The sequence below is a fragment of the Salipiger sp. CCB-MM3 genome, assembly GCF_001687105.1.
GTDB lineage: Bacteria > Pseudomonadota > Alphaproteobacteria > Rhodobacterales > Rhodobacteraceae > Salipiger.
In genome coordinates this window covers 114,709-132,783 of record NZ_CP014597.1, presented here as the reverse complement: position 1 = coordinate 132,783, position 18,075 = coordinate 114,709, and the positions used below count along the sequence as shown (strand labels likewise).

Genomic DNA, 18,075 nt, shown 5'->3' with positions numbered 1-18,075 from the left:
AGCTGTCGGAGGCCGCGCCTTGGCGGAGGAGGGGCCAGATGTGTCAACATTGGAGGAGCCTGAGCCGCGGCCGGCGGGGCGGGCTTGTTTGGTGTCAACATTGGAAGATGTTGGGAGCCTGGCGTCAGCGGGGCTGGGGGTGTCAACATTGGAGGAGGCCGGGGCCTTCCGGGTTGGCCGGAGGGTGAGCCCGCCAAGCTTGGGCTTGGAGCCGTGCCGGGACGGCGGGGCGGTGTCCCTGGTGCCGGAGGCGGTGGGGGCCTGCTGGGCCTTGGGGCGGGTGCCGTCGGCGCGGCCTGTGCCTGGGGCGTCCTTTGGGCGGGCCGTTTGGGACCCTTTTGGGTCTTGTGGGTCAGACATCGTCTGGGCTCCTTTCGATGTGAAATCGTTTTGTCCTTTGGAATGACTTCTGTCATGGAAAGGGACGTGCGATGAGCAGCATCCCTTCGGGGAGGTGATGGATAGCTGTGCTTATCCAGTGGGCCTCTAAAATTCTATTTTGGTAGGTCTCTCCCCATTACTCGCTAACTAAGTACCGCGGATGATTAATTTCGTAACAAAGATGTTGAGATCGATCTGAAGTAGGCAGCCTCGGCCAGCTAACTCATGAGGGTTTCAACATCTTTGTTACGAAGCTCTCGAAAATCCTTACGCGAAATCGAAGAAGCCATATAAATAAGGAGCTCCGCAGCGAGAGCCGGGCAGGCATTTCAGAGCAGCCATTGCGCGCCCTAGGAAGCCATTCGGCCCTCCGCCTTTACCGCGGGAGGACCTCCGGGCGCTTCTAGCGACCAGTGACTTTTGACCTCTGATCGGGTCTGATAACAGCCTCCTGCGACTGCGAGCGGCGGAGCATTCTGCTTCTCCCTGTTTATGGCTGTTCTCTGGTGTGATCCGGCGTCATTGCCGTGCAACGGCTCAGTCCAATGCTTGCATGTACTTTCGCTTGCTCAAAACTCTGAAAATGTCGCTGGAAGCCTCATTTCCCTCATTCTCTGAAAATCAGTCGTAAGAAAAATGATGAGCTAGGTATCGCAAGACACAAGCTAGGTATCGGGGATATCAGGATAGGTATCGCAAAAAGGCAACCTGTCTCGACCTTAGTTGACTTGCAGGCAAAGTATGTTGACTTGCGCGCACATTGAGCTGACCTGCGCGCAAGTCAGGATAGGCTGGTCCACATTTTTCCGAAGTCAAAACAGGTTTTCATTGGGATTGGAGGCGGTCTGCAGGGATGTCGCTTTCTACTGCATCTACGATCTTGAGGACGATAGCGATGGCGCGGAGATCGCCCGCATCTACGGTAACCGGACGACCTGGAGGGTGCTTGAACCGAAAGTGGCAGGGCCGCCCTCACAAGGTGTCCTGTAGGGCCGCTTCCCGGATGCCGCCGATCCCGTAAACGCGTCGTTGAAGGCACAGATGACCTGGTCTAGATTCTCGCGAATGTGGCCGGCCTTAGCGCCCCAGAAACGAGTTGCTCCATGTTGAAGGGGCGCGAACGAGGCAGGAGAGACGTGATGGAGACGCCAGGCCGAATGGAGCCATGTGGCCTCGAGGAAGAGATTCCCGAGCGCCTCGAGCTTGCTGTCGACCTGGCTTTGATGCTGCAAAAGGCCGTCCGCCCAGCGCCGAGCAGCGCTGAGCTGGAACATGAGCGCCGCGAAGTCAGGGTGATGAATGCGCACTTCTCGTTGAAGCTTGAGGGCATCGACGTCCCGATCTTTCTGATCACTCGGGCTCTAAGCGGCGAGAGCCTTCACGGGCGGGAGGCGGACCTTGCTCAAGCGGCGATCGCGCACATCGATGTCGAAGCTTGGATTGATGATTTGCATGATCGCGGGCAACTCCCTGCGCCGACAGATGCCGACTTCCTGCGTGAGGTCCATCGCAAGCTCTACTACGGCATGCCTGTTTCGATGCGGGAGTTAGACGACCAAGATGTGATCCCCGGGGAGTACCGCCTTTTCCACGTGAGCGTAGGCCGCCATCTGCCGCCGTCTCCGCATTGCGTGCCTGACTTCATGGCCCATTTTCAAAAGCGGTACCGTGGACTGACCTCCGGCGACCGCGGCAAGGTCCTTGCCATCCCCGCTGCTCATCACCGGTTCAGCTACATCCACCCATTTCAGGATGGCAACGGCCGCGTGGCGCGGTTGATGACCCATGCCATGATGCTGCGTGCTGGCCTATGCAACCGCAGCCCGTGGTCGATCAGTTACGCCCTGTGCGAGGGGCAAAATCAAGACCGCCGGTACCACGAAGAGATGGCTCTTGCGGACACCCCGCGACAAGGGGACAGGGACGGCCGTGGTAACCTGTCTTTGTGCTATCTCGAGCACTTCACCGAGTGGTTCCTTGAGCAGATACTTTGCGAAATCAGCGACACGATCGGCACCGGCCACGCCTCACCCGAGAACCTCGTCGAAGCTGCCGCAGAGTAAGATGTCTTACAATGTCGTTCTCACGCCACGCTCACCTTCGGTTGAGGAAACGGGAGCTTAATCGCTTTGACCGTGTTCTATTTGTGAGTTAGCTAAGCCGAAACAATAAAACGCTGTTGAGGGTCCACGTGCAAAAATGGGCAATTTTCACTGCTGCTATGGCTATGGCGGCACCTGTCCCCGTGTTCGCGGAAAACTTCGGTGAAGAGTATCTGGCCTCTACGAAGCTGGGCCGAGATTTGACGACACGCGGCAAGTCGTCCGTCTCTATGGTGACGATCAACGAGTGCAAGCTGTCCTATGTTCTGCAGGCTATGGGGACTTGCGAGGCCTCCGGCGACCTGAAGAGCGAAAGCGCGGATATCAACCTGCGTTCGGTCGGTAAGCTCTCCGCACAGGTTGACGGCGAAACGACCGAATTCATTCTCTCAGGGCGCCCAGATATCTCCAGCCTCACGTCGGAGACAATCACTCTGTGCGGAGGTAACGTGCATCGTAGGTCGTCGCTCAGTGAAGCGACCTTCACGATCCCAGAGCTCGTCGGGCAAACTGTGTTCGATGAACTCGATGACTACATCAAGACCTACTGCGAGTAGGTGACGCTCCTCGGTACAATGATTTGATTCCTTCGGTGCTAGGGTCTCTCTCGGTCGAAAGTGAAGACCCCGTTCGCGACGTGGCGGAGGTACTCGCACGGATCGTCTCGCTGGTTGAGATGTGCCCAGGCGCGAGCTGCAAAGACGTTTGGCTTAAAGAATAAGATCGCGGCGTTGACCTCATCGTGCTTTACGGTCTCTTCCATATCGATCCTTGCCATGACCGCCCGCTGATCATCAGGTTCCAGGCTCATTATCTGGCTGTTGTACGCCAGATACTCGCTGGTAGCGAGGCACAGGCCACTAGGGCATGGGAGCGCGTCGTGCGCTGCGTGAGCCAACTCATGCACGATAATGCTGTCGAAGAACCTATCGGTTGGCACCGCATCGAATATGCCGTCGCGTGAACGATTGGCCTCGAGCCGATCGGGCGCGAGCACCTCGATAAGGTCTTCACCGCAGTGATAGAGACCCACACACCCATCTCCCAAGCTGCCGTCGATCACTAAGATCTGGACAGGGCGCGTGATCGGCAGTCCGCAAGTGTTGAGCTGCGCGGCGGCTTCGACAACTACTGCGCAGATGCGCTCCTCAACAGCGGACTCTGCCGGCGCTCGGGCGGTGACAAGGGTACCCGGGCAAAGAAGATCGGCCTCAGCTCTCATCGGCAAAAGCAGCACGGCCGTGCAGAGCATGCTCCCGGCGTTCTTGGGCTGGAATATCATCAATCGCGCGAATGCCTCTTGTGGAAATACGGAGGCATTCTAGCACGGGCTACTCGATAGGGCTCTGAATTGTCGGGTCGGCGCCGAACGTTAAAGTCCAGCTGAGGCCTTCGGGATCGTAGTTTGTGACTGCGTTGCCGTCGATGAGGCTGGGCACCATCGTCTCGATGAGCTTGGTGCCGAAACCTCTCGCCTTCGGCGGGGCTACGATCGGACCGAGGCGCTCTTTCCACTCCACCGTGATAGTCCCGTCAGGGCCGAGGCTCCACGACACTGCAAGTTCACCATCTTCTTCAGACAGTGATCCGTACTTCATCGCGTTCGTCGCGAGTTCGTGCAGCGCCAGCCCAAGCGTCTGCGCTTTTGATGCGGCGATTGTGATCGGCCCATCGCCGCTGAGGCTGACACGGGCTTCGGCCGCCTCGATGACTGGACGAAGCTGGGAGTGCATGAGCTCTTCCATGTCGACAACGCCAGCTGTTCCGGTCAGCAACAAGTCCTGGGCGGCAGCCATGGCAGATAGCCGATCCTGAAAATGTTTGAGAAAGTCGTCGGGATGGCTACGCGCAGTTTGACGTGCGATCGCGCTGATCAAGGTGAGCATGTTCTTCGAACGATGGTTCAGCTCTCGCAAAAGCGTGTCGATCTGCTGAGTGGCCCGCTTGCTCTCGGTAACATCCTCGGCGATCGCCGCCACGCCTATGACGCCGTCTGGAGACGTCACCGGAAAGAAATGCTCCCGCCAATGGCGTGTCACGCCTGGGTTCGCCGGAGTTGTCCCGCTGACTTCGATGTCTGATTTGGGCTCGCCAGTCTCCAAGACCTGGGTCCAAATTTCGTGGATGCCTGCGTGATCATCGAGGTCCGGTAGCATTTCTTGGACGGTTCGCCCGATGTGTGCTGCGGCTGGCAGACCATTCATCTCAGCAAGTTTCCGGTTGATGTGCACGAAGCGGAAGTCTCGATCCCAAACACCCAAGCCGACAGGTGCCGCATCGAAGACAGTCTTGAGAACAGCATCGGCCCTCGTGACCCGCATCTCGAGTGCTCTGAATGCGTCGTTGTCAGCAGATGGAGTACTTGCGTGGCGGCCAGCGAACGTCGTGTCAGTTTCGAGGCCTTTTACGGCGACCGGCTTCCCAGTCGTGTCTCGCAGGACCACGCCGCGGTCGAGCACAATGCGCTCCTGGCCATTGGGAAGAAGGATTCTGAATTCCGACTGGTAGTCGCGATCGGACGCGAGCACGCTCTCGAGTTCTTCGCGGATGCGTGGGCGGTCATCGGGATGAATGAGCTTCACGAACGCGGTGATATTTTCAGGTGGAGATGTCCGACCGTAAAGTGCGAGAAGCCCGGCACTCCACTCGAGCGCGTCGTCTTCGATCCACCATGTGTAGCTACCTACGCCGGCTATGCCGGCCCATTGCGCGTCATTTGCAGTATCCAAGAGATAGTCCCCTGACTTTGCTGATGCGGTGCCTCCTTACCTCTGAAGATAAAACAAGCTCCGAGTTTCTGCCAAGTGTCAGAAGTGCGTCAGGTGACGTTGTCTTCACATTGGTGGGCTACCTTCGGTCACAATGAAGGCGGATACAAGGCAATGCTAGAAATGGTATTTTTCAGAGCGCAGTCTGGACGGGAACGGCAACGAAAGGTGTTCCATAAGCAACGCTTGCCGGGTGGGAGAGTGCTGATCTCACTCAGACGAGATGTGTATGAACGCGCTAAACAGCGAGCCAGTGCATTCTCATCGAAGATCTCTGACGCCCCGTCGAGGAGCTAAGAGAGGGGCACGCACCGTTGGGGATTTAGAGGTGCGCGGCCCCTCTGAGCCGTTCCGGAGTGGTGTAGTAAGCTCGGGGCCACGGGTATCTGGGGCGTTTTCGGCGAGCAAGCATGCCGTCTCGTAAGGGCCCGGGGGGTGCCGTGAAGCGTGCACATTTCGGGTGAAGATCGACCGAGTGTTGGAGCAGAGGTGTCTCTCCAAGAATGCAGAGACACCTCATATCGTTTTCTAAGAAAGGTTCAGAATGCCGCGAGAGCTGCGCTCGAGAGCGCGCTGTGGCGACCGTTTTGAACCGCGCCGGCAACGCTGTTCAAGGGGAGCTTTGCTCCGCCAGCGCCCAGCGGGAAAGTCACACCGACGCGAACGGTATCGGCATCGCCACCATAGCCGTCTACATCAAGTGTGGTTCGGGCGAGTTCCAACGACAAGGTAGCGGGAATCTCACTGACAGCATCGAGATTGTAGCTCACGCCAAAGCCGTATGTGTCTACGTCCAGCGAAAGAGAGTCGATCTGCCCGAAAGATGCTCCGGCGAAGACGGCCCAGGGATCGTTGATCTGGTATGTGCCTGCGAGCTCAATTGCCTCCCAGTCTTCGTTAGTGCCATCGGTTTCTGCGTTGCTGCGCACATAGCGTGCAGCAATGCTCGACTGCGAGTTCGGCGCCATCGCTGCGAGGATTCCAAAGTCCTGGATCGTGACGTCATCCAATTCAGGATCGGTAACCGTCTCGCCGTAGAAAGCTTCTACCTTGTAGTTTGCGCGCGCATAACCTGCGGTGACGCCATAGCTATCGAAGTCAATGTCGGTGCCGAGCAGCAGGTCGGTATCGAGAGTGAAGCGCTCTGCGTAAATCCCTGCAGAGAAGCCATTGCCGAAGCGGTACTCCATGTCGGCCATGAAGCTCGGCAGATTGAAGTCTTCTCCGTCCTCTGGTTTCGACTTGCTCAGAGCTACATCGATGCCGAAAGACAGAGCTTCGGTAGCCTGTGCGTCAAGAGAGAGGTCGAGCGAAGTCGTGTCGAGTTCGAGTCCCTCCAGGTCGCTATGTGCGTAGCCGAGGGTTGCGGCAGCCGAGTATTCCGCCGCGGACGCAGCCCCCACCGGGAGGAGTGCTGCAGTAAGAGCGAGGGCGGAAACAAACCTGTTATTCATAATAATGCTCGTAGTTGTTTGGGTGTCCTGTTTCGCGAGGAGGCGCCCAAACTACAATGCTATCAGAGCTTTAAGAGCATTTACTTTCGATCTCTGTGTCAATGTTGGCACAGGCACGTGCGTTCAAAGCCGCTGGTCAATACGCAGCTGTGAACGATAGTGGGCTAGAACGTTCCTGTGAAGCGCGCCCAGCAAGAGAGTTATGAGCGCGCTTCGAGGGGACGCTGAAATCGCGGAAGCCACGATCATCTGGGGGATGCAGCGCCGCCCTTGAGCAAAGAGATAGCACATTGCTCCGGCGCCCGGTTTCAATCTGATGTGAAGCGTCGAGATTGCACGTTACGAGGCAGCGGTCGCGAGAGTTAAAGGAGAGAGCTCCTCAACCAACATGGGCGCTCTCTCCAGAGCGGTCCCGTGAGTGGCGGTGAAACACGATCGCGGCTTGAGGTAGCGTTCTCATGCCACCGGGCAAACCAGCAGGCACATATTAGCCGAACGACCAGTGAGCGGGGGCACAAGGGACCGATGTCGCGATCCCGAGGTTGCGTCTCGAGGGCCATCGCAAAGTCGTCCCAAGGGCGTTGAGCGCTACCTCCTTAAGGTAGCTGCGTTCGATTTTTGCGGCTGTAGGGAAGGAGATGAGGAGATGACACGCAGATTGGTGAACCTGGGGCACGGGTTCTGGAACGTGCGTTGCACGATGAAAATCGGCGGCATTCTCAACATTGGCACCCACGTATCGATCGTGCGCAAGAAGTCGGGTCGCTTCCTTATCCTCGATAGCTATACGCTGAACGGTGAGATCAAAGACCAAGTCATGGGTCTCACCGACGATGGCCGTTTGGTGGACGCCGTTCTGAACCTGCATCCGTTTCACACGCTGCACTGCGACGCCATGGCAAGAGACTTCCCTGGCGCCAAGTTCTACGGCTCTGAAAGGCACCGCCGCGTGTGCCCAGGCGTCCCGTGGGAGGGGGAGGCAGTCGAAAGCCCCGAGGTTGTCGGCCAATTCGAAGAGGATCTGTTGTTCTCCCTGCCTCAGGGGATCGACTACATCTCTGCCGACGAAAGCGTCCATGCGGGCTCGTTATTGGCCTACCACCCTGAAAGCGGCGCCCTGCACGTAGACGACACCTTCAACGTGCTACCGGTCCCGCCGGTCCTTCGTCGAAGAATTCCAAAACTCCTCCTGCACCCAACTCTGAAAAAGGCTCTGAAAACACACGACGGCGCCCTGGATGAATTCTGCTCCTGGCTCGAGGCTCTCGGTAGGGACTGGGAAGGCGTAGCGGCCCTTTGCGCAGCTCACAACGGTGTCCAGCGGTTCAGCAAGGGTGAGTTCACCCGGGCTACCGAGCGGGCGTCGCACAGGATCAATGAAAAGCTGGCAGCATAGGAAGGGCAAGAAGTGGCGAACTCGCTTGCTTGCTGATGGCCATCTTCTTATGAAAGCGGGGGGAGATGTCGATGCAGCCAAGAAATAGATTTGCCAACTACCAACCAAGGAAAGGGCTCGCTGGGCGCTTCTTTGAAAAGTTGGGCATCCAAGAATTCCTGTGGGAACAGTCGAGGGAAAATGAGTACGCTCTGGCATTTCTCTCCGGAAAGACCGGCATCGGGAAGACTGCGTTCTTGGAGGATATCCGAGCTGAGATGAAGCAGGAGCGGCTCGATCACAAGACCGAGTGGGCGGTCGGTCATGTCGATTTTAAAGATCCAGAACGACGTACTCCTGAGCGGGCCCTTGCGCAAATAAGGGTAAGCTTGGCGTCAGAGCATTTGGCAGCTTTCCCGTGCTTCGACGCGGCCCTGGCCATTCTGTTTAAGGAGAGCAACCCTCACAAGGATATCCAAGAAGAGTACCCGCGAATCTACAACTCGCAGTTCAACGAGATTGGCGACGAGTTGCTGTCCTGGGTTGGAGACCGAGAGCTCGTCAAAGAGACGATGGGTGACCTTATCGGCGAAATTCCAGGCGCGAAGTTTCTCAAGAGCACCGTTCTCAAGCTGGCCGAAGCGGCGGTGAAGAAGATCAAGACCCACGACGTGAAGGTCGATCTCGCGCGTCTGCAGAAGATGCCGAACACTCAAATACGAGAGCTTCTACCTGATATCCTGGCGCTGGATATTCAGCGGCTGAAAACGCGCCGGCCTGAGCTCACGATCGCTTTCATGGTCGACAGCCTCGAGCAACTGGGAGACGACCAGTGGCTAAGAGACCTCATTCAGGAGACCAAGGGAACGCAGTGGATCATTTCAGGCAAGGAAATCCCGGCTTGGGAGGACCATGGGTTCGACAATGTCACTGGTTTGCTTACAAAGCTGCATCCGGTCTATGACCACGAGGTCGAGACTTACCTAGAGGACGCCGGTATTGTGGATGAAACGGCCAAGCGACTGATCGTCAAAATCTCGAGCGGCTTTCCTCCTCATTTCGAACTGCTTAAGAACCGGTACCTCGATTACGGGGGTGACAAGAACCGCTTGGTGGCACTGAAAGCTATGGGAGAAGCGGCCACTTCTGAGATCGACCCACTCGTTTTCATGTCGGCGACAGAGCGAAACCGCCTTGGGCTCCTGTCTCTCGTGATGCCGATTGACGAGGAAACCTACAACTTCCTGAAAATTGAGTACCCCTCGTATGTGGGTGCCGCGGACTGGGAGACCTTCTCGACATCGAGCCAAATTTGCGAGAGAGCTGGCGGGATGGCATCAGTCACGGATGAAGTAAGGGAAGCGTTACTTCGAGACTTCGAAGGCCGCGAGCCAAAGATCTGCGAGCGAGCTTCTGGTCAGCTGGAAAAGCATTTCGCCGAGCGGGTAGAGGCTGCCGAAGTCGTCGATCAGACGAGACTTCGCATCATGCAAGTCCAGATCCTGCGCTATACAGACCCCAGAGGGTACCGGAATGCCTACAAGGCCTTGGCCGAAGACTTCCTCGCCGACCGGGATTTCTCTTCGATCAAGGAGCTGAGGGAGCGCCAGGCCTTCGATGCGGCGAACTCTATCTGGAACAAGCCCCGGGAAAACGAGCGTATTCGTGAAGCCGACCTCTACGGGAAGGCGTTAAACCTTTGGCTCGATGCAAAGGTCGCTCTGTCTATGTTTCCCCCGCAAACACGCGACGCTTACCTTGCATGGGAGTCCCTGCATAAACTAGTGGAGAACTCCTCGCTCAATGATCCCGCGCTACGAGCAGAGATGGGGATATTGACTGGCGACACGAGAGCTTTGACCGGCATAGGTGATCTGGCTGCAGAGGTGGCTACCAAGGCGCAGCTGTCAGGCCCGGAGATTGGGATCGAGCCTGAAAAGTTGGCGCCTGTGCGCGACCTCGAAATGGCGCTATGCGGGCGTGATTGGGATTGGGACGGCGCGATAATGGCCGCCGGAAAGGTCCATAAACTCGGGCTGCCCGGTGACGTGCAAACGGACATCGAAGACCTACTCAAGATCTTGCGGCAGCGAGAATTTAGGGTAAGCCAGAATTGCTTGGATCGCGGTTCCCTGGAACGGTATGTGGTCCCAAGGGGCCGTCAGATCGTGCTCAGTGGACCGGACGAATATTACGGAGAGCCACGGCCGGTAGTGATGCCTGCGCTGGATCGCATCAAGAAGATCTCCAATATCCTGGGCGACGGCGCCTCACAGAAGTTCGAGATCGCTCTTATGCAGGCTGAGGCCAAGCGCGTGAAGGAGGACTACGTTCGAGCGGAGTCAGCATACATGCGGGCTTATGACATTGCCGGAAATGACATGCAGCGGCTTAAGGCGTTGCAGCAAAGGGCACACGGCATCGCGATCACCGGGGACAACAATTTCGCCCCACCGCGGCTGAAGGCGCTAGCCGTCTTTGCCTCTGATGAAGGCAACGATCTGCCCAATGACGCGCGCGCCGACAGTTTTCAGAAGATCACTGACATGCGCTTGAAGGTCGGGCACCATCCGCGGTGCGGACTAGGCGATCTTGATCGGGCTCTTAGGTATGCGAGATGGGCGCCGGACGTAACCCATGAGCTTTGCGCCAACATCATCAACCAGTCTATGCGAACGATCCGCGCCATACCCAGCGAGCCAGACCAGCATGGCATCGATTATTGGAAGGAACAAATTCCGTATCTGACGATCCTCCGTGACGATCTTGCAGAAGGGGGGGCCAGCGCTATTCAAAGTAGACCACGCACGCGAGAGGAAGTATTCGCCAAAATGGAGCGCGATCGCCAGATAGCGGAAGAGAAAGCGGCTCAGCCCGAGGAGACGCCGGAGGACTGGGAGATCAGGTTCTGAAATCGTAGCTGCTCACGACTCCTACATGGTGGGCGCCCGGGGCAGCGCCGGCCTGAACGCAGGCTTATTCGAGGTCTCGATCAGGAAAACCGCCATGTAGCGCAGAGTAGCTTCCACAGATTGCTCTTTTGGCTCCCAGAGCTCGAGTAGCTCATGCGCTTCCCGAAGAGTTTCGGTGATGCCCTTGAGGCGGTAGTCAGTGGGCTCGGCGTTTTCTTCGGCGATGTGGCGATCGAGCCGGTGCGTCAGAAAATTCAGAGTTACGCCATGACCAGGGAGCGCCATGCGCAGGACATCGGAGTCCTTGAGCGCATGGCAGCAATCGATCATCGCCTCGAGGGTCTGTGCCGGGGTCTTTGCGCGTGACAATGGCCTCACATCCTCGGGCCAGGTGCCGGCGCGGGCTCGATCAGCGCGTCGATCCGAGCCACCATGTCTGACTTTCGCTCAGCGCCTCGGTCCGTGTTCGGCTCCCAGTAGATGAGGCCATTGTCACGCGCATCACGAAGCAGCTCGGTGGTCTTGTCGATAGCCTGATCGACATCGTGGACCGCTGCAGCCATGAACCTGTCAATGCCAGCTAGCATTTCGCGTAGGTTGTCGGCCCCGCGAGATGTGTTCGGCTCCCAGTAAATCAGCCCCTTCTCGCGAACCTCGCGCAGCATCTCGAAGAGCTCTCCGAGACGCTCGGTGTTTTCTTGCGCGATTTCATGTGCCGTGATGTCGTCGTTCATATCGGTATTCCTTTTTCGTACACGAAGAAAGTGTGCGGCTGTTTGCAACTGGCGCCCTTAATTTCGGATTAATGGACATTCCGTACAGTCGATGTTGCCGAAAAAAGGATACAGATTATGAGCTCTCATACGCCCATCGATGTGATCACCCGCCCTGTAGATGCTCGAGCACTAGCGTCATTCTCGCTCGCTGCGTGCGGATTTCTTGCAGTCTGGTGTGCAACCTGGGGCGCCTTGATCGCGAAAATGGTTGAGTGACACCGGGCGATCTCGACTTGAAAGAAGGATAGATGTAGGCTCCTGCTGAATTTCAGGATATTCGAGCAATGAGAACAAGCTTCCAACACCTGCGCTCGCTGGCACCTACCGCCAGCGGAGATTTCATGATCGACTGGCCCGGCATTGAGGCCATCCTTTTCGATGAGTTCGAGGCCATGCGCTCGACCGAGCAGTCTCCTCTTCACCACGCTGAAGGGGATGTCCTCACGCACACCAAGCTCGTCGTCGAAAGCCTGGTCGCAGATGAAGCCTGGCGGGGACTTCCTGAAAACCGCCGAGAGATGCTGTTCTGGACCGCGGTGCTGCACGATGTCGGGAAGCCAGCGACGACTGTCTACGACGAGGACGGTCGCATCTCATCCCGTGGGCACTCACGCACCGGCATGAATATCGCTCGACGTTTCCTGATGGAAGCGGGGGCCCAATTCCGCTGGCGGGAAGAAGTCTGCGGGCTGATCGAGCATCACCAGGCCCCTTTCTGGCTGCTCGAGCGAGACGACCCCGAGAAGAAGGCGATCGAGATCTCGCTCACCTGCAACACAGCCGATCTATGTCTTCATGCGCGGCACGACATCCACGGCCGCATTTGCCAGGACGCCCAGCGTGTACTAGACAACATCGATCTCGCCGAGATGATGTTTTCAGAGTCCGGGTGCCTTGGTGTGCCGCGGGATTTCCCGAACGACACGACCCGCCTCGAGTACCTCGAAAAGCAGGACCGCTAACTTGGCTTCGAGGCGCATGAGAGCTTCCGCTCCTTCGTTATCCTGATGTGCGGGTTGCCGGGGGCGGGGAAGGACACCTGGATCAGCAAGTATGCGATGACCAAGAATGTGGTTTCACTGGATGACCTGCGGGCGGAGATGGGGGTCTTGAGCCAGCCCCTTTGAAGTGGTCCACCCACGAAGCCTGAAATCCGATAGGATTTCGGCGAACAGGAGGACTACGGAATGGCTGGAAAGCGTGAGAAGCCGGAAGACATTGTCACCAAGCTGCGTCAGGTCGAGGTGTTGCATGGCCAGGGCCTGTCGATGGCCGATGCGGTGCGGCAGATCGGGATATCGCAGCATACCTTTTACCGGTGGCGGAAGCAGTATGGTGGGATGAACCGGGCACAGTTGTCGCGGCTGAAGGAACTCGAGAAGGAGAACCTGAGGCTGCGGCGGGCGGTATCTGACCTGACGCTCGAGAAGCTGATCCTGACCGAGGCTGCCCAGGGAAACTTCTAAGCCCTTCGCGCCGCCGCGAATGCGTGGAGCATGTGCGCCAGACACTCGGCATCTCCGAACGCCGGGCCTGCCGGGTGCTCGGCCAACACCGCTCCACGCAGCGCAAGCCACCACAGGGCCGGGAAGACGAGGCGCGGCTGACCGCCGACGTCATCGATCTGGCCCGGGAGTATGGCCGCTACGGCTACCGCCGGGTCGCCGTGCTGCTGCGGCGTGCCGGCTGGCAGGTGAACCACAAGCGGGTGGCGCGCATTTGGCGGCGCGAAGGGCTCAAGGTCCCACACAAGCAGAAGAAGCGCGGCAGGCTCTGGCTGAACGATGGCTCTTGCGTGCGGCTGAAGCCCGAGCACCCCAACCACGTCTGGTCCTACGACTTCGTGCAGGACCGGACCAGTGACGGCCGGACCTACCGGACGCTCAACATCCTCGATGAATATACGCGGGAGGCGTTAATGATCCGTGTCGACAGGCGACTGAACTCCACCGATGTCCTGGACGCCCTGACCGATCTCTTCATCCAGCGCGGCCCGCCGCGGTTCATCCGGTCCGACAACGGCCCGGAGTTCATCGCGCAGAAGGTGCGCGACTGGATCGAGCTGGTGGGGGCGAAGACCGCGTACATCGAGCCGGGGTCACCCTGGGAGAACGGTTATTGCGAGAGCTTCAACAGCAGGTTCAGGGACGAACTCCTCAATGGCGAGGTCTTCTACTCGTTGAGGGAGGCGCAAATCCTCATCGAACAATGGCGAAAGCACTACAACACCGCTCGGCCGCATAGCGCTCTTGGATATCGGACACCGGCACCGGAGACCTTCATCCCCATAGATCGAAGGCCGACCATGCATTAGCATTTAACCCGGACCACTCGATGGGGTCAGCTCAGCAACAACATCGAAGCCCTGAATTGTATCTGGACCGGGTTCGGCAAATACAACTCCAGCAGCTTCAGCGTGGAGGTCAATGGCGTCAGGCTCGAGGAGTGTGTGAGATCAGAGGAAGGCGACGCATTCTGCCGATATTTCGTTAACACGACCATGAACGGCTCAGGTACCATGGGTGATGTCGCTGAGGCCATGCAGGCCGTCACGGGAAGCAAAGGAAGGGCATATGGTCGTTTCAGCTATCGGGCTGATCGCCGATGGCACCTCATGGAGACTTATCAGAGCTGCACCTGGTTTGACGAAACGATAGAGTGCAGATGGATCGAACGGCGACCATCGCGATAAGGAAGTCTTTGGATCGAGCAAGTATGCGTCAACCTTTCAGCGCCCCAATCGCCATCTCAGCGATCCTCTGGTCTACCGGCGCGCCCTCTCCATCTCCAAAGAACCAGGCCGCCGACAGTCCGCACCAGGCTGCGATCCACTTCAGTAGGCGCTGCCGGGGGAGGGCCGACATCTTGGTCACGATCGCGAGGCGGGCCGCGAAAATGTCGGGATCGGTCGCGACTGGGTAATTTGGTTCTGCGAGGTCGGGATTGGTGAAGATGTTGGCGTAATCGAAGCCGCGCTCTCCTAGCAGACCCTTGGGATCGATCGCCAACCACCCTCTTGAGCCGAAGTCGAGCACGTTCCCGTGGTGTATGTCCCCATGCAGCGGAACGGCCTCCTGGCCGCTCGACAGCAGTTCTTCAGCGGCTTCATGGCAGCGGGTCCAGACGCCGCCTCGCTGGCGCGCCATGGGCCCCAGAGCCCTGAACCATGTGCCCAGAGGCGTCAACATCGGAAGAGGCGCCTCCCGCGGTGCGTGAAGGTCGGCCACCGCCCGGCATAGGATGCGAGTGGCATCCTCATCCTGGCCTCTCTGTGCCATCTCTGTGAGAGAGGAGGAGCCGACAGCGCGCTCCAGCAGGAGAGCACCGCCTTCCTGAGCTAGAACTCGAGCGGCACCATCTCCGGCCCACCATTTCATCAAGTCGGCGCCTACTCGCTCTTCTTCAGTCAGCGCGACCTTTAGCATGGCTTTCATCGTGCCCTGCGTGACTGGAAGCAGGGCGGAGGAAGGAGTGGTGATCGGAGGTCCATCGGGGGTCAGGTTCCAGAGAAGCAGGTAGGGCGTAAACATTGCCAGGCTCCTTAGAATGGACACATTGCCGGTGTTGGTGAGTGAAGATTTTCGGCGGTGCCAGTTTGAGGGATGTCAGCGCTTTCAGTTGCGGTGTTAGGCTTTCAAGCGATGATCGCACTGTCGCTGGTGGCAGCGAGGGTGCTCGGGGCGGCTTTTCAGAAGCCTGACTGGTTGTTTTACGTAGCCTTTGCCTGGACAGCGTTCACCCTGGCCTTTGTTTTTGCCTCTCCTCTCATTCTACTCCAACTCGTCGTCATCTGGGGATGCACAGCCTGGCTCCGACCGAAAGATCAGGTGGAGCCGAAGACGCCTAGCAAGCTCGAGCGACTTACAGAAGCGGATCCCGATTGGCTTCGCCATTTTCAGAATGTTTGCGAGTCTCCCGCCGAGGTGGCCTTTCTGGATGCGATGGTGGCTGCATTCGACCTAAAGCCTGTCAACGGCAGGCTCGGTGGCAAAGGACTGACGCTCGACCTTCAGGTTCCAGTCCCGAACTACCGGCTCGATTTCCTTGTTGATGGTGGTTTGATCGTCGAGGTCGATGGCGCGCGTTGGCACTCTTCACCCGAAGCTGTTGCACGGGATGCAGCGCGGGACCAAACGTTGTCGGCCGCGGGCTATGAAATTCTACGCCTGCCGGCGAAGACCGCTCTGTACGATCCCGCGCAGACAATTGCTCAGCTTCGAAAGGCGCGCTCCATCTGGTTGGCCAAGAAAGCTCGAGCGCGTGCTTTGACGCCGAGGAAATACGTGCCCTTGGAGCCTGGCGAGGCGAAGACTGCGACCCCTGGGGTGCTGGCGTCGATCGAAGGTGGGCTTGATCGTCTAAATGCAGGGCTGGATCAGGTAAACGAGAGGATGAGAAATTTCAACGAAGAGTATGCGGAGCGCGCTAGGGAGTGGGCGAAGGAGGATGAGGCGCAGATACAACGGGAGATCGAGGAGCATGAGGCGAAGCTTCAGGAAAAGTTGGATGCCGATCCGGAATTTGCCGCGATGTACCACAAAGTCGCCCGGCAGTTTGAGGATGAAAATCTCTGAGCGAGCACTTCGGCCTTAGATCCCCTACGGTGCCCGGAGGATCTTCTCCATGGCCTTGCCCTTGGCGAGCTCGTCGATGAGCTTGTCGAGTGTCCGGCGTCAGCGCCTATGGGACATCTGAATTGATTTCGGAAAGGAGGGTTTCTGGCTCATCGTAACCACCAAGGAGTGGAGATGAGACATAAACCCGGAACACCTAAGCCTTCCGCCGAGAAGGTTGTGAAGGACATCCGCCGACGCACCCGCAAACAGCATTCGGCGGAGGAAAAGATCCGCATCGTGCTTGAGGGCCTTCGCGGCGAGGAGAGCATAGCCGAGCTTTGCCGGCGCGAGGGGATTGCGACGAGCCTGTACTACAGTTGGTCCAAAGAGTTTCTCGAGGCCGGCAAGAAGCGGCTTGCTGGTGACACAGCGCGCCAGGCGAGCAGCCCGGAAGTGAAGGTCCTGCGGGCTGAGGCCAGCGCGCTGAAGGAGGCCTTGGCAGAGGCCACCCTTGAGAATCGGCTGCTCAAAAAAAGTATGATCGGGGATGGGGGAGACCACGAATGAGGTACCCTGCATCCGAAAAGCTCGAGATTATCCGGCTCGTCGAGAGATCACATCTGCCCGCGGCGCGCACGCTGGAGATGTTCGGTATTCCGAAGACAACCTTCTATCGTTGGTACGACCGATACCGATCCCTTGGCGAGGCCGGTCTCGAGGATCGCCGACCCCACCCGGGTCGGGTCTGGAACCGCATCCCTGATGATGTCCGGCAGGATGTGGTCGGCTTGGCGCTGGAGGAGCCCGAACTCTCTCCACGGGAGCTTGCGGTGCGCTTCACAGATACGAAGAAGTACTTTGTCTCAGAGGCTTCGGTGTATCGCATCCTCAAGGCGCACGACCTGATCCCGAGCCCTGCCTTCATCGTTGTCAAGGCTGCGGACGAGTTCCGCGATAAGACGAGCCGGCCAAACCAGCTCTGGCAGACCGACTTCACGTACCTGAAGGTGATCGGTTGGGGTTGGTACTATCTGAGCACCATCCTGGATGACTTCAGCCGATATGTAATCGCCTGGAAGCTCTGCACGACCATGCGAGCCGAAGATGTCACTGACACACTCCAGCTCGCGCTGGAGGCGTCCGGTTGCGACCAGCCGACCGTGCTACACCGACCACGACTTCTCAGCGACAACGGCTCGTCCTCCATCGCAGGCGATCTCGCAATCTGGCTGGAGGACAAGCAGATGGAGCATGTGCGCGGGGCCCCCAATCATCCGCAGACGCAGGGCAAGATCGAACGCTGGCACCAGACCCTGAAAAACCGCATCCTGCTGGAGAACCACTACCTCCCCGGCGCACTCGAGGCCGCGATCGAGACCTTCGTCGACCACTACAACCATCAACGCGTCCATGAGAGCCTCGGAAACGTCACCCCGGCCGACGTCTACTTCGGTCGCGCCAAAGCCATCTTAGCCGAACGAAGGAGGATCAAGTCCGACACCATCCGCCAGCGCCGCTTGCTCAACCGAACTCAGGCGGCCTAACCTCGAACAGTATGAGCCAGACCCTCCTGACCGGCAGAGCATTCCGGGTCCCAAATTATTTGATGACGGACAAGCGCTGGGCGCCCTGCAGACAGCCTGAAAAACCGCTCACTCGTAGGGGCGGGGGTTAGTGCCCAGCAGTGCCTTTCGCTCTGACGTCTAACGAGATAGCCCCGAAAAATCCGCTCAGTTGTAGATTGAAACCAC

At 58.2% G+C, this 18,075-nt stretch carries 15 protein-coding genes and 1 pseudogene; 9 read left to right on the top strand and 7 right to left on the bottom strand.

Features of this window, described 5'->3' with window-relative positions; all coding sequences use genetic code 11:
• The first annotated feature begins 1,520 nt into the window (after positions 1-1,520).
• Positions 1,521-2,444 (top strand): Fic family protein, encoded by a 924-nt coding sequence (locus tag AYJ57_RS20975; RefSeq protein WP_066110678.1) that lies wholly within the window; start codon positions 1,521-1,523, stop codon positions 2,442-2,444.
• A 128-nt stretch (positions 2,445-2,572) separates the two neighbouring features.
• Positions 2,573-3,040 (top strand): hypothetical protein, encoded by a 468-nt coding sequence (locus AYJ57_RS20970; RefSeq protein WP_157374335.1) that lies wholly within the window; start codon positions 2,573-2,575, stop codon positions 3,038-3,040.
• A gap of 38 nt (positions 3,041-3,078) precedes the next feature.
• On the opposite strand, the gene AYJ57_RS20965 is transcribed toward AYJ57_RS20970, so the two are convergent.
• From AYJ57_RS20965 to AYJ57_RS20955, 3 genes are all read right to left on the bottom strand, one after another.
• Entirely contained in the window at positions 3,079-3,765 is a 687-nt protein-coding gene (locus tag AYJ57_RS20965) for a DUF6639 family protein (protein WP_237220277.1), read from the bottom strand.
• A gap of 49 nt (positions 3,766-3,814) precedes the next feature.
• Positions 3,815-5,212 carry a sensor histidine kinase gene (locus AYJ57_RS20960; RefSeq protein WP_066110675.1) on the bottom strand — a complete coding sequence of 466 codons (1,398 nt, stop codon included), beginning with the start codon at positions 5,210-5,212 and terminating at the stop codon, positions 3,815-3,817.
• Between the two features lie 578 nt (positions 5,213-5,790).
• Positions 5,791-6,705: a porin gene (locus AYJ57_RS20955; protein WP_066110673.1), complete on the bottom strand. Its 915-nt coding sequence runs from the start codon at positions 6,703-6,705 to the stop codon at positions 5,791-5,793.
• A gap of 646 nt (positions 6,706-7,351) precedes the next feature.
• Between AYJ57_RS20955 and AYJ57_RS20950 the strand changes: the two genes are divergently transcribed.
• Positions 7,352-8,101 (top strand): hypothetical protein, encoded by a 750-nt coding sequence (locus AYJ57_RS20950; RefSeq protein WP_066110670.1) that lies wholly within the window; start codon positions 7,352-7,354, stop codon positions 8,099-8,101.
• 71 nt (positions 8,102-8,172) lie between these two features.
• Complete coding sequence (locus AYJ57_RS20945; protein WP_193789566.1) at positions 8,173-10,992, top strand: hypothetical protein; 2,820 nt, start codon at positions 8,173-8,175, stop codon at positions 10,990-10,992.
• Between the two features lie 21 nt (positions 10,993-11,013).
• Here AYJ57_RS20945 and AYJ57_RS20940 read toward each other — a convergent pair whose 3' ends face one another.
• Together AYJ57_RS20940 and AYJ57_RS20935 are read right to left on the bottom strand one after the other, a co-directional pair.
• Entirely contained in the window at positions 11,014-11,361 is a 348-nt protein-coding gene (locus tag AYJ57_RS20940; RefSeq protein WP_157374334.1) for a hypothetical protein, read from the bottom strand.
• Between the two features lie 5 nt (positions 11,362-11,366).
• Positions 11,367-11,726 carry a hypothetical protein gene (locus AYJ57_RS20935; protein ID WP_066110662.1) on the bottom strand — a complete coding sequence of 120 codons (360 nt, stop codon included), beginning with the start codon at positions 11,724-11,726 and terminating at the stop codon, positions 11,367-11,369.
• Positions 11,727-12,109: 383 nt separating this feature from the next.
• Here AYJ57_RS20935 and AYJ57_RS20930 point away from each other — a divergent pair, with 383 nt between their 5' ends.
• From AYJ57_RS20930 to AYJ57_RS20920, 3 genes are all read left to right on the top strand, one after another.
• Positions 12,110-12,730 carry an HDIG domain-containing metalloprotein gene (locus tag AYJ57_RS20930; protein WP_193789565.1) on the top strand — a complete coding sequence of 207 codons (621 nt, stop codon included), beginning with the start codon at positions 12,110-12,112 and terminating at the stop codon, positions 12,728-12,730.
• Positions 12,731-12,775: 45 nt separating this feature from the next.
• Positions 12,776-12,895 (top strand): AAA family ATPase, encoded by a 120-nt coding sequence (locus tag AYJ57_RS26665; protein ID WP_157374333.1) that lies wholly within the window; start codon positions 12,776-12,778, stop codon positions 12,893-12,895.
• 60 nt (positions 12,896-12,955) lie between these two features.
• Positions 12,956-14,082 (top strand): IS3 family transposase gene (locus AYJ57_RS20920; protein ID WP_157374255.1). Its coding sequence is split into 2 segments (ribosomal slippage): positions 12,956-13,220 and positions 13,220-14,082, totalling 1,128 coding nucleotides; the frame shifts between segments, so codons are not numbered across the junction.
• Between the two features lie 406 nt (positions 14,083-14,488).
• On the opposite strand, the gene AYJ57_RS20915 is transcribed toward AYJ57_RS20920, so the two are convergent.
• Positions 14,489-15,298 carry an aminoglycoside phosphotransferase family protein gene (locus AYJ57_RS20915; RefSeq protein ID WP_066110657.1) on the bottom strand — a complete coding sequence of 270 codons (810 nt, stop codon included), beginning with the start codon at positions 15,296-15,298 and terminating at the stop codon, positions 14,489-14,491.
• A 111-nt stretch (positions 15,299-15,409) separates the two neighbouring features.
• Between AYJ57_RS20915 and AYJ57_RS20910 the strand changes: the two genes are divergently transcribed.
• The gene (locus tag AYJ57_RS20910) at positions 15,410-16,342 is read left to right on the top strand and encodes an endonuclease domain-containing protein (RefSeq protein ID WP_193789564.1); all 933 of its coding nucleotides are present in this window, start codon (positions 15,410-15,412) and stop codon (positions 16,340-16,342) included.
• Between the two features lie 24 nt (positions 16,343-16,366).
• Here AYJ57_RS20910 and AYJ57_RS25650 read toward each other — a convergent pair.
• A pseudogene (locus tag AYJ57_RS25650) lies at positions 16,367-16,438 on the bottom strand (DUF2200 family protein); the annotation flags it as partial.
• A gap of 78 nt (positions 16,439-16,516) precedes the next feature.
• Between AYJ57_RS25650 and AYJ57_RS20900 the strand changes: the two are divergent.
• Positions 16,517-17,868, top strand: a protein-coding gene (locus tag AYJ57_RS20900; protein ID WP_157374332.1) for an IS3 family transposase whose coding sequence is annotated in 2 segments (ribosomal slippage) — positions 16,517-16,853 and positions 16,853-17,868 — 1,353 coding nt in all. Because the reading frame shifts where the segments join, the coding sequence is not laid out codon by codon here.
• Positions 17,869-18,075 lie beyond the last annotated feature (207 nt).